Annotated in this window: 7 protein-coding genes; all 7 read right to left on the reverse strand. The window is 38.8% G+C overall.

The features are described 5' to 3' along the window. Nucleotides 1-221: 221 nt before the first annotated feature. Entirely contained in the window at nt 222-548 is a 327-nt protein-coding gene (locus tag J2Y40_RS19860; RefSeq protein WP_310000920.1) for a VanZ family protein, read from the reverse strand. A gap of 25 nt (nt 549-573) precedes the next feature. Further along, a complete protein-coding gene (gene gcvH / locus J2Y40_RS19865) occupies nt 574-951 on the reverse strand; it encodes a glycine cleavage system protein GcvH (protein ID WP_153397966.1) in 378 nt (125 codons plus the stop codon). 111 nt (nt 952-1062) lie between these two features. Next, nucleotides 1063-8082, reverse strand: a complete 7020-nt coding sequence (gene sprA / locus J2Y40_RS19870; RefSeq protein WP_310001033.1) for a cell surface protein SprA — start codon at nt 8080-8082, stop codon at nt 1063-1065. Nucleotides 8083-8139: 57 nt separating this feature from the next. After that, nucleotides 8140-8724: a Holliday junction branch migration protein RuvA gene (ruvA, locus tag J2Y40_RS19875; RefSeq protein ID WP_153397965.1), complete on the reverse strand. Its 585-nt coding sequence runs from the start codon at nt 8722-8724 to the stop codon at nt 8140-8142. A gap of 179 nt (nt 8725-8903) precedes the next feature. Further along, nucleotides 8904-11192: an NADP-dependent malic enzyme gene (locus tag J2Y40_RS19880; protein ID WP_153397963.1), complete on the reverse strand. Its 2289-nt coding sequence runs from the start codon at nt 11190-11192 to the stop codon at nt 8904-8906. A 16-nt stretch (nt 11193-11208) separates the two neighbouring features. Further along, nucleotides 11209-12060, reverse strand: a complete 852-nt coding sequence (locus tag J2Y40_RS19885) for a BadF/BadG/BcrA/BcrD ATPase family protein (RefSeq protein ID WP_153397961.1) — start codon at nt 12058-12060, stop codon at nt 11209-11211. Nucleotides 12061-12142: 82 nt separating this feature from the next. After that, the gene (locus tag J2Y40_RS19890; protein ID WP_153397959.1) at nt 12143-12409 is read right to left on the reverse strand and encodes a hypothetical protein; all 267 of its coding nucleotides are present in this window, start codon (nt 12407-12409) and stop codon (nt 12143-12145) included. Nucleotides 12410-12743 lie beyond the last annotated feature (334 nt).

Here is a 12743-nt window from a genome sequence, read left to right on the forward strand (position 1 = left end):
CTTTCATGAATAATCATCATAAAAGGTACACCTCACTAGCCCCGATAGCAGCGGTTACCCCGCAACATGCACTGGAAAGACGCTGGAAATGCCGCGGAAAGTAAAGCCTGAGGAGTAGAAGCGAATAGCGGGAAAGTGCTAATAAGCAATTATCTTATTAAAGGGATTTAAAATCTGGAGAAGTTGAAACGTGAAGTTCCTCTTTGACTTCAATAAAGTGATCAGAAAAATCGTTTGAGTAAAGCCTTATATATATAGTATCCCAAAAGACAACCTATAGTATCGGCTACGATATCGAGGGTTTCCATAGATCTTCCCAGTCCCATCTCTTCCTGAAGAATCTCCGTGAGAAAAGCGTAGATCAACATGATCTGAATGTAATAGGAAAACTTTATACGGGGAAATGTGACCATAAAACAAAAGCCCAGAACGGCAAATATACTCAGGTGCAGGACTTTGTCAATACCGCTGAACATAAACCAGTACTCCTGATTTTCCTGCCCGGGTTTGAGAAGCATATAAGTAAGAAATGCCCAATAAATGGGCAAAATCTTACTAAATATTTTTGAAATTTTATCCAATGATAGCCTGGTATTCTTCTGCAGAAAGCAATTCAGACTGATCTGCACCGTCAGCAATTTCTAATTTGATGATCCATCCGTTTCCATAAGGCTCTGTATTCAACAGTTCAGGCTGATCTTCAAGATCTGAATTGAATTCAATTACTTTTCCTGCAATAGGTAAGAATAAATCTGAAACCGTCTTTACTGCTTCTACACTTCCGAAAACCGCTCCGCCTTCAAGATCATCATCTACTGTATCTACATCTACATACACAATATCGCCAAGCTCTCCCTGTGCAAAATCTGTAATACCAATCGTAGCAACATTTCCTTCAATCTTGATCCACTCGTGATCTTTAGTGTACTTTAATTCTGATGGTGTGTTCATTTTTAAATTTTTATTTTGTACAAATGTATTCAAAATTATACTAGCTTCAAATATCAGATATAAAAAATGTCCTTCAAAATTGAAGGACATTTGAGTTTATTTCACTTTATTTTAGAAACCACCTGAATCACCGAACGTAAACGTTGCAGAAATTCCGGCTCTGATGGTAGATAATGGGAATGCCGTTGATATCTTATATTTTGAAGTCATTTGTTCGTAGAAGACTCTCAGGTTAAGATTTTCGGAAACATTGTAATCTGCAGAAAGCTTAATATTCATTAGCTTTTGCCCTCCCGTCACCTGCGAATCATTCAGTAGAATATTCATAATAGAGGTTTTACTGTCCCTTAATGAGATGTCTCCCCTGATATTAAGGTCGCTTCCTTTTCCTCTGCTTCCTCTGGTATTGGCCATACCTAATCTGAAGTTTTTCACAATATAACCAAGCCTTACCACGTATTCTGTATTGGAATCTTCTGTCAGGGTATGGTTTACCAAACCTAGTGATAACATCCTGTTTTTGTTATACTGAATACCAAACTGCATATTATTTCTCATGGTAACATCTATTCCGATAAGCGGAGAGAATGATTCTACATAACCTACCTGTGAGAATGTAAATGGATTGATGTAGTCACCATTCACATCAAACACAGCATTAGGATCACTCCCTTTAGCAGTTAGGCTATTAAAATAATCAATACTTGACTGAACCCCTGCCGCTGTATAGGTTGCTGTGTAGGTATGTTGTATATCAAACTTAGAGAACTGACCATTAATAATCGGGATATTTCTCAATCCGGAATAGGTTAGTTTCCAGTTCGGAATTGGAAGTCCTGCTTTCTTTGCATTCCCCATCTGTTTTACAGATTTACCTTCAACAGCAGCTCTGAATGCAGGAATTAACACATAAGCATTGGAAATACTATAGCCGTCTGCAAAACCATCTGTTAATGGAGCATTAGGACCACCAAGCTGTTGTGAAAGTTCTCTTGCATTCTGCCTGATCGCCTGGTAAATCGCTTCGCTTTGCTTGAACGAGGTTTTCAACAGTACTACAGAATTAGAGTAAGTTACCAGATCATTAGCAAATACATAATCATGGTTTGTTGTTGCCAGGTTATTCCTGTTATTGAATCCTGACTGGGAGAAGTTTCTGTTATAATTATGCAACGCACTCAGATCTATTCTGAATTCATTAATTGGGACAATTTGTAAATTGGCTCTTAATTCCCGTGTTGACATCCGTATATAAGGATCTGTCATATAAGGAGAGTCACTTACCCATCCGTTCTCCAGAACGGTTCTTCTGACGTCAGCCTGAGACCCTAATAAGAATCCCATAGTAGGTCCTCCCAGGGTTTGACCGTAGCCATACCAGTTCGGAGCAGACAGTAAGCCAGGAAGTACTGTTCCGTTATTTTCAGAGTAATTAACATCCAGCTGTTTGAAAGAGGTCATGAAGAATGCTGCACTCTCAAGCGGTGTCAGTTTATTCTTGAACTTATATTTTTTGTATTTGAATCTTTTTTTCTCCCACTGCTGAGTATAAACATTATTCAGGGAGTCAATCTCCTGCTTACGTTTCTGAAGCTTTGTATTGATATTCTTAAAGTACTTAAACTGACTGAAGAACTTCGGAATATCCGCCGTTGCTGTTGCCAGGATCATATTGGTATTCTGACCAACAGAACCAAGGCTTCCTTCAGGACTCGAAAGGAGTGCTGTAGACCTTGCATTCCAGTTGTAGGTAAATCCATATCCTACTTCTGCATTAATGAAATCAAGATACGGAAGATACTGGAACGGAAGTTTATAGTTCAACTGTGCTCTGTGATTGTACAATACCGGCCTTCCCGCTCTGAATACATTTCCAAAAATGGATTTGTCATTCATGGTATTCACATCCACCTGATCATTAAGGGTTCTTGTAGCAGAATTGATTTCCAGCTTTAATGATTTTGTGAAATTGAAGCCCAACCCGTACTGCCATCCAAAATAGAAGTTTCTGTTTTTGATTGCATCGAAGCTGCTTCCTGTGTTTCCACTTAAAATAGCTTCTACATTTCTAAATTCAAGTTCATTATAATTTCTGTCGATTTCCGTTCTGAAAGATAATCTTGTAGGAATAGGATTGAAATTAAACTCTTTAACCCATCTCAGATACTTCGTTGATTTTGCCGTATCGCTGATCATTCTATTGAAAGGTTTGATCACCCACGGTTTGAAGGTATAATTATAATCAACATATCCTCTCAGATACTGTCTGTAATTTCTGGAAGTATAAATATCTCTGAAGTAATCATCGTTATATACCGCCGTTACAGAAACGTTCTCAATATCATAGAATTTAGGTTTCTTATTAGGGTTCATTCTTTCTTTATGCATATTCACTACCCCGATACTTCTCTGCTGGGTATATGTTCTCGCTACTTTTTTCAGCTGTTCTTTGTTGGCAGCTTTATTGAACTCTACATCGGTATCCAGTGGATTGTACTTAGGATCTTCGATGGTTTGTGAGTATGAATAGTTCAGAGGAATTTTCACTCCGCTTTTTTCAGGAAGGAATTTATCTACATTTACCGCTGTATTGATACTGAAAGCTGATTGGGTAGACTGGGTTCTTTCTGCCGGTTTTGAGTCTATGTTTCCAAATCCTACTGAGGTATAGGAAGCGCTGGTATTAACCGTTGCAAAATCTCCAAGATTAAAGTTCAAACTTGCATTTCCGGCATATCCTCCGTCATTTTCAATTTCAGAAAGACGAATCTCATTCACCCATAGAACTCTGGTAATTGGACCTCCTACTCTGTCTCCTGCATTTCTTACCCCAATCATTATGGTTGTAATATTTCCTAAACTTGGACGTCCTTTGATATAAATTCTCTTTAAATCATCACCAAATACAGGATCCATGATTCTTTTGATGATATCAGTAGGTGAACTCTTGTCTCTTCGGATTTTAGCATCAACAAAGTTTTGGATTTCAAGATCTACATCATTTTCAAACGGCCAGATATCCATAGGTGCAGTTGCGGTCTTATCCGTCAATTTCAATGCTGATTCATATTCATAATAGTTATCTGTAGCATCACTACCGAAACGAATAAAGAATCTGGTTCTAGGATCTATTTGCCCGTTATTACTACCTCCACTAGGGGTAGGGTCATGAGCGTGTACAAAAAGTTTCAGCTTTTTATATCTTCTCATATCCAGGGATGTATTTTTGAAAACTCCTCTGGCCTCTTCAAAAAGATTGTCCACTTTCATATACAAAGACGCTTCGTTTTGTCTCTGAGCTCCTGCATTTCCACTCAATACCTGTCTGTCAATTCCCGGAGGCAATACGTAAGGAGGCTGATTTAAAGCATTTTCTTCAATATTTACACTTCCAACCTCAAAATTATTGTTCATCGTATCAGGTCCTGTTGTTCCTTCATTAGGCTCAGGCACTGATATACTGGCAATTTTATTTGGATATCTTCTCCAATCTGATCGCACTAAATCCAATGTTCCAAATCTTAATGTAGAAGTCTGTTCGAATCCGGCTAACATTAATCTCGCAAATCTTACGTTATTAAGTACTGCTGATTTACGCTCTCCTTCTGCTCCAGTTTCCTCAAATTTGGAAACCGGGATTCTGAAAAGGTACCATTTTACATCTGAAGACTGTCCGTTCTGGAAGGTTGCCTTCACCGTTTTTACATCTACGATATTATTCTGTCCTAATGCAAGGTTTGGTTGGTCAAGTTTTACAACATATTCATTATAGCTTTCTGTTTGGTCAAGGTTATAATCTTTGTTGATATCTTCTGCATCCGGTGTCTGTGAAGCAACTTCCAATGAATTCGCCTGAGAGTTTCCTTCCGGGTTTCTGAAATATTTATATCTCTGTACCACAGAAGACGCCTGACTGCCCGTAAATTTCTCGGACATATAGAATACGAAGTCATCTACCGCAGGGTCTACCAGATTGGTTACCGGGTTCACAAATGTATTTCCGAATCTCGATGATTCCTGTTCTGAACTTAAGCCGTCATACCCAAGATCCTGTACTCTTCTATCATCCCCTTCACTAGAGAATGCATAAAGGATAGGGGGTTGTTTTGGCTGAATTCCCCAATTGGAAGCAGATGTTGTAGAAGGTGCTCCTGCTGTAGGAAGACCATTCTCATACTGCATTTTTCCGTCTTTCAGGATGTCTTCAGAAACGTTTCCTAAGTGAAGTAAAAGTCTTGGCGGATTTCCAGGAGACGATCCTAGGGTATTACCATCGGCATACGGATCCATCATCCAGAATTCTACATATTCTATATTCGAAGTGATGAAGTTAGGTACACTCACCGGTCTCATAATTCCCGCCCATCTGCTGGCCGAAGCTTCTGCATTCGGATTCACATTATACGGACCTTTTTCCTGAGGGAAATAAGAAATATCCAGGGTATTGGTGAAAGTCTGCTCTCCAGCTACAAAATCCCTGTTGTTATAAATTTCGGAATATTGTACTCTTCTGGATGCATGATTGGACATTGACTGTGCCGTAATCCCTGCCGGAGCTCTTCCTCCAACTCCCCAGAACCTAGGGTCAATATTATACCAGGATAAAAGTCCTCTACCGTAACCGGTTGTTGTATCATCATTAGCCGGAACTCCGTTAAAAGGAGGGAGCACATTTTTCTCCGGTTTAGAGGCAAGACTCCATGCAGCAGGTTCTTTTAATGATATTTTAGAAGTAGTCTGCTCAAAATCGTCAATATAAGACTGGTCATTTGTTCCTTTATTAAGTCCCGGAAGCAAATAGGCAGCTTCCATCTTGAAGTTCAGATTGGATGGGGCTTCCGTATTTACCAATGGGATTTTATCCGTTAATCTTGTAAGGAAAGGTACCTGATTGTTATACATCATGTTGATACCCGCCATTGTATTATTAACAGCTTCCTGTCCGTAATTTACCTTTTGGGTAAGCGGAGATTCTGAATAATTAACAACCGTTCCTCCCAGAATAAAGTTCTCACTGAATCGTCTTTCGAGGTTTAAGCCGAGGAATCTTTTTCTCTGTGTATTAAAAGTCAGTTGATTTTCTAATGAAATATTGATGGCCTGTCCGGACTGTTTTACATTTTCATTGATAACTGTTACAGTACCCAGCATATAATCTACGGTGTAATCCACCCCTTCTGTCAGCTGTACTCCGTTTGCAGAAACTTTTACGGATCCCTGAGGAACGTTTACTGCACCAAGGGAAATTCCTTGTCCCTGTGTTCCTTTATAACGACCCTCTATGGTATAACGCTGTGCCAGGTTACTTGCCGTAGCGGTCTGTTTCTGCTGCTTATACAGGTCTGTGAAAACAAACTGCGGATCATTTCCAACCTGACTCTGCATAAAGGTTCCGAAAGGCTGTACTTTGGTAAAGATTATTCTTCCGGTTTCAGGTTTGATGGTAACACCATTAACAAAGTCAAAAATACCATCTCCCAGAACTCCTCCACTGTTTTGAATGTCACCATTCATATTGAGGCGGTCCCAATTCAACAATTTCAATAAATTTTTGTCTGCAACCGGTGTTCCGGGAAGATAATTTACTTTACCTCCGGTTTTAGGATCTCTGTAAAAAACGTTGAGGATAAAGCCATCCTGTGCAACCTGCCCTGCATCCAGAGAATAAATATTCTTCATCATCAGGTCCCACATCGGCGAATCTACATTCACTCTGTTATTTACTCTTAGGACTTTGGTTACCAGAACAGGGCTTTCTTCTGAAAATTCCCCTACTTTATACACTTTATTAGACCCATCTGTGTAGGAATAGGAAACAGCTAAAAGCTGATTCTCATTTAGTTTCTGATTTAATGAAATATATCCTAACTGAGGTTGTAATGTATATTCGTTGGAATTCAGCCTTCTTGCTTTGGTATTGAAGATAAACTGTTCCCCATTATCATAAGGCTGCGCACTTCCCGGAAAGGTCTGTCCCTGGAAATTGGGTGCATAATTTTTACCGGCCTCTCTAGGTGTTCCGATAGCGGTATTAATTGATGTATATAAGCCGTTTTGAGAGTTATCCGGCAACCCTGCTCCTTCTCCAAGATCTCTGATCCCGATAATACTTTTCTGATACGCCAGATTACTGTTCCCCTGATCAAGTACCCAGACTTCAAGCCTGGTAATATTCACTGTGGAATTGATCTGTGGATAGTTCATTAAGGCATTATCATAACGGTCATGGAAATAATGTCCAAGGAAAAAGTGCTGGTTATCTTCATAGTCAATCGCATTGACCTTAAAGTTATTCATCACACCACCACCCTGTACAACAATATTTCTTGCTTCACCCTGTTGTTGGGAAAGCACAACAGTTCCATAGGTTTTCCCAAGCTGGAACTCTGTTTTCATACCAAATAGAGACTGCGAACCCCGGATAAGACTGGTTGAAAGCGGCATGTTTACGTTACCGAATTCTACTCTTTTGATGATTTTATCTTCTCCTCCGGCACTTGGTTTATCAACATCACCTAAACCTTTAGTCTGTAAATCTTTCCAGTTTCCTTTTGCCTGCCAGACAAGATTCATTCTGTTCTCGAATGCAAAACCACTCTGGGTGTCATAATTGGCTTTTAGCTGAAGATTTTCTCCAACTTTTCCCAATAATCCCAGCTGTATTCTCTGATCGATGTCAAAGGTGAAACTCGTTCTGTTCTGCGGTAAAATCAGTGGATTGTCTATTTTCTGATACAAACCTGCAAAGTCTAAAGAGGCATATCCCGAAGGAATGATCTCAATCTTGTTGCTTCCGAAAATAGTTTCAAAAAGCTTGTTATTGATCATCAGAGAAGGAATAAGGCCTTTTCTGCGGGCATCACTTCTGTCTTTCCTGAAAAGCAGGTTGTATTTATCCGATTTCTCCTTATAATAAGCCCTTGTCTGGGTTGCCATCATAAATTCTTTATACTCTTCCGGAGACATGGCTGTAGGAGGACCGGTAATTATATTCCCAATTTTTGGATATATGAAATACATTCCGGTTTTTATGTCATAGTAGGCTTCGTATCTTGTAGGATCGGCCAGCTGATATTCCTTTTTTATAATCGCGGTATCACGTACCTGCTGTGCAAAGCCACTTACTGACATACACAGGAACGACAGGAACAAAAATATCTTAAAATGCTTATTCTTCGCCACCAAATGTTAAATGTTTTTTAAAATTTGTTTTACCAGTTCTTCTACAGAAACCTCCGGATTCTGCTTCAGAATTCTGTCTGCAATTTTTTCACTCATCCGTTTAGGAATCCCTAAAACTTCTAATGCAGATAACGATTCTTCCTTGATTTTATTATCTGCAAGGGCAGAAATGTTTTCTTCCGGAAGACTGAATTTCTGGACTTTATCTTTAAGATCTACAATGATCCTCTCTGCTGTTTTTGCCCCGATTCCTTTTGCTTTTTGAATGAGTGCACTGTTCTTTGAAAGTATGGCTGAAGAAATCTCCCCGAGACTTAAAGTAGAAAGCAGGATAAGTGCTGAAACAGCGCCTACCCCATTAACGCTTATTAACAGGTTGAACATCTCTTTTTCTGAACGAGTGTTAAAACCGAAGAGAAGGTGGGCATCTTCCCGGATGATCTGCTGGGTAAATAAGAAAGCCGGCTGATTCAGGGCCAGTACCTGGGAGGTCATCAAACTGATACCTACATAGTAACCAACTCCTTGTACATTGATCACTGCGTAGGTGGGCGTAAGTTCTTGAACGCTGCCTTGTAAAGAAAATATCATTATTAATTTTTAAAACTCCCAAATATAGCAATTTAAACTAATTAATGTTTTTATTTCCAGTACGAATGAATTTTAACTTAAATTTTGACTGTATATTCAATGAATTCATATAAATACAAAAAACCTATCCAAGCGGATAGGTTTTATACTATTTTTATTCTTAAAAAACAGGTTTTTTATTATTTTTTGCTTTCTCTTCTTTGAGCATCCAATACTGCAATTGTTGCAAGATTTACGATTTCATCTACACTGGAACGCATCTGCAATACATGTACAGGCTGCTTTAATCCCATTAAGATTGGTCCGATAACCTGTGCCACTTTCATTCCTCTGATAATCTTGTAAGATAAATTTGCACTTTCAAGATTCGGGAAAATGAATGTATTGGCCGGGGTTGTTCCAAGTTTTGAGAATGGATAATCACTTAAATGATCTGCGTTCATGGCAAAATCCGGCTGAATTTCTCCATCTACAACCATTTTAGGGTATTTTTCATGCAGAATACTTACTGCTTTGGCTACTTTTTTAGAGGTATCAGAGATGGCAGCGAAGTTTTCAAAACCAAGCATTGCAATTCTAGGCTCAATAGCAAAAGATTTTACGGTAATTTCTGCCATTTTAGCGATATTCACCAGGTCTTCTGCTGTTGGATTCTGATTGATGGAAGTATCTGCAAAGAAAATAGGTTTCTTTTCAGACAGGATCATCATCATTGCAGCTACTTTGTCTACGCCTTTATCTTTTTCGATTACTTCTAAAACAGGACGGAGTACTGAGGTATAGTTTTTAGAGAACCCTACGATAAGCCCGTCTGTATCTCCATGTCTCAACATCAGAGGTCCGAAATAATCTCTCTGGCGTACATATCTTTTCGCCTTGTACTCGTTCATTCCTTTTCTCTGACGAAGTTTCCAGAGTGTTTCTCTGTATTTTTTCCTGTTTTCCTTCTGATCGTCATCACTAGGATCGATAATCGGTACATCCAGATTGATTCCGAAACGTACCATCTGTTCCTGAATGTATTTTTTATCTCCTAAAAGACTTGGGAAAGCAATTCCTTCTTCATAAAGAATCTGTGCAGCTTTCAGAACATTGTATTCTTCGGCATTTCCAAGGGTAATTCTTTTCGGGTTGGATCTTGCACGGCTCTGCATCATTCTTACCAGCTTTTCGTCACGTCCCATTCTGTCCAGTAGCTGGTTTTCGTATTCTTCGAAATCTGTGATTGTTTTCCCTGCAACTCCGCTTTCAATAGCTGCTTTTGCTACAGCACTTGATACTTTGGTGATCAGTCTGTTATCAAAAGGTTTCGGAATGAAATACTCTCTTCCGAATTGTAAATTCTGTACATTATATGCTAATATTACAGCTTCAGGCACCGGTTCTTTAGCCAGATCTGCGATAGCGTGTACGGCAGCCAGCTTCATTTCTTCGTTAATTCCTTTTGCCTGAACATCTAAAGCACCACGGAAAATATACGGGAATCCCAATACATTGTTTACCTGGTTAGGATAGTCGCTTCTTCCTGTTGCCATAATCACGTCTTTACGGGTTTCAACAGCCAGGTCATACGCAATCTCCGGATCTGGATTTGCTAGGGCAAAAACAATAGGGTTTTCGGTCATGCTCATCAGCATTTCCGGAGTCATCACATTACCTTTTGATAATCCAATAAAAACATCTGAACCTTTTACAGCGTCTTCTAATGTTTCAATATCAGTTTGAGCGATGAAATCCAATTTTTCAGGGGTAAGATTTTCTCTTTTATGATTGATTACTCCCTTACTGTCGCACATCAGAACGTTTTCCTTTTTCAGCCCCAGTGCAATGTACAGTTTAGTACACGCAATGGCAGCTGCTCCTGCCCCGTTCACTACCATCTTTACTTCAGCAATATCTTTATTGGCAATCTGAAGTGAATTGATTAGTGCTGCTGCAGAAATAATTGCTGTTCCGTGCTGATCATCATGCATTAATGGAATATCCAGCTCTTCTTTAAGTCTCTGCTCAATATAAAATGCTTCGGGAGCCTTAATATCTTCAAGGTTAATTCCTCCGAACGTTGGAGCAATTCCTTTTACAATCTGAATGAATTTATCCGGATCTTTTTCATTGATTTCGATATCAAACACATTGATATCTGCAAAGATCTTAAACAGAAGTCCTTTCCCTTCCATTACTGGTTTTGAGGCTTCTGCCCCAATATCACCAAGCCCAAGCACGGCAGTTCCGTTTGAAATTACAGCTACCAGGTTTCCTTTTCCTGTGTAATCGTAAACTGTTTCCGGTTTATCGTGGATTTCCATACAAGGAACAGCCACTCCCGGCGAATAGGCCAGGGACAAATCTCTTTGAGAAGAGTGCGGCTTTGAAGGAATCACTTCGATCTTTCCTTTAGGTTCTGCTTTATGATAGTCTAACGCGGCCTGATTAAAGTTCTTTTCGTCGCGGTGGGTTTTACTTGACATAGAATTTCGTTTTTTATTAAAGTATATATTTAATATGGTAGTCTACTAAACTTTCGATAGGTTTTTGTACGACATGACCCACATTTAAATGAAGTTCTGCCGCAACAGAACGGAGAATATTTTCATAGTAATAAGCGATAGAGCCGATAAAGTTAATTTCGGCATCTTTTGATTCGGCATAAGGAATCACCTGGTATTCGAAAAAGTTCTTCATTTCTTCGAAAACCATCTCCTTAAGGTAAGGATGATCTTTTCTTTCGATCACAAATTTGTTGAAGTCTGCCAGAAAGGCATTCGGTCTCGGGCTGTGATACATCTTTTTCAATGCTTCTTCTACCGTAAGCTGATAAGCCTGCTCAAATTCGGAATGAAGGTCTGCAGGAAGTTTTTTCATAAAATATCTGCGCACGAGCTGTTTTCCGATCGCACTTCCGCTTCCTTCATCTCCTATAAGGAAACCAAGGGACGGTAGTTCTATTTTCAGGTTTTTCCCGTCAAAATAACAAGAGTTTGACCCTGTTCCTAAAATGCATACGACAGCCGGTTTTCCGCTGTATGCGGCATAAGCTGCGGCCATAAGATCTTCTTTTACCACAATTTCAGCTCTGGTAAATATCCTTTTAAGCTCTTCTTCTATTGTTTCGCAGTTTTTTTTCACACCGCATCCGGAACCATAAAAGAAAATCTTTGTGATGGAGTTTTTGATCAATGTCAGGTTGCTGTTTTTCTCTATTTCAGGGACAATAAGTTCTCTGTTGATAAAGTTCGGGTTGAAGCCGATAGTTTCTGTTTTTAGAAAAACCTTTTTGAAATCATCAAGAATCACCCAGTCCGACTTAGTAGAACCACTGTCAACAATAGCAACCATATTTTACATTTTAGTTTAAGGGTGCTAAAATATGAATTTATCTTCAATTAGCGTTTAAAAACAACCTGGAAGCTGTTTAAAATCACGAATGTTTTATATCAGTTTTTTCGTTATTGAACTGGATCAGCCAGTCTTCAATTTCATCTTCCAGATAGGAGGTCTGAAGAACCATCGCATTGATAAAATCATCGGGTACGGGTTCTCCTGTAGAATTTTCAAGATTCCAGAGTTCATCTGCCATATTTTCATATTCAGAATATACTCTTTTGAAGCGGGAATTTTCTTTTTCAAGAGCTTCAATATTTTTTTGCTGAAGCTGGAATTTTCTGTATTTGTTTTGACGTTTCATACAAATATTGTTATTAATTGAGGGGCGTAAAAATGGGGTGTATGCTTTCAATCGTGCATTACAAGATAGAAAAAACCATCAACACAAGAAGTTGAAAATGAATTTATTATCAGGTTATAATTACATCATTCAGAAGATTAAATTTAGACATAATTTTGATTCAAAAAAATTTTTTAACAACTTTTTTCAGTGTTTAACATATCATTATTAGTTGATCCTTTTCTGAGCTTATGTTTATATGTTCTAAGACACAGGTTATCATCTCATCTTTCTTAATCTTTTTTCTTTATTTTAAATTTTGACTCTCTTTCTTATTAATTTATCATTCACCAGC

The organism is Chryseobacterium sp. 2987 (genome assembly GCF_031456375.1).
Lineage (GTDB): Bacteria > Bacteroidota > Bacteroidia > Flavobacteriales > Weeksellaceae > Chryseobacterium > Chryseobacterium vaccae.

Bases quoted from the DNA above. Each gene is read 5' to 3' on its own strand.
- J2Y40_RS19890 (WP_153397959.1), bottom strand. From the start codon at position 12,409: ATGAAACGTCAAAACAAATACAGAAAATTCCAGCTTCAGCAAAAAAAT.
- J2Y40_RS19885 (WP_153397961.1), bottom strand. From the start codon at position 12,060: ATGGTTGCTATTGTTGACAGTGGTTCTACTAAGTCGGACTGGGTGATT.
- ruvA (WP_153397965.1), bottom strand. From the start codon at position 8,724: ATGATATTTTCTTTACAAGGCAGCGTTCAAGAACTTACGCCCACCTAC.
- gcvH (WP_153397966.1), bottom strand. From the start codon at position 951: ATGAACACACCATCAGAATTAAAGTACACTAAAGATCACGAGTGGATC.
- sprA (WP_310001033.1), bottom strand. From the start codon at position 8,082: ATGTCAGTAAGTGGCTTTGCACAGCAGGTACGTGATACCGCGATTATA.
- J2Y40_RS19880 (WP_153397963.1), bottom strand. From the start codon at position 11,192: ATGTCAAGTAAAACCCACCGCGACGAAAAGAACTTTAATCAGGCCGCG.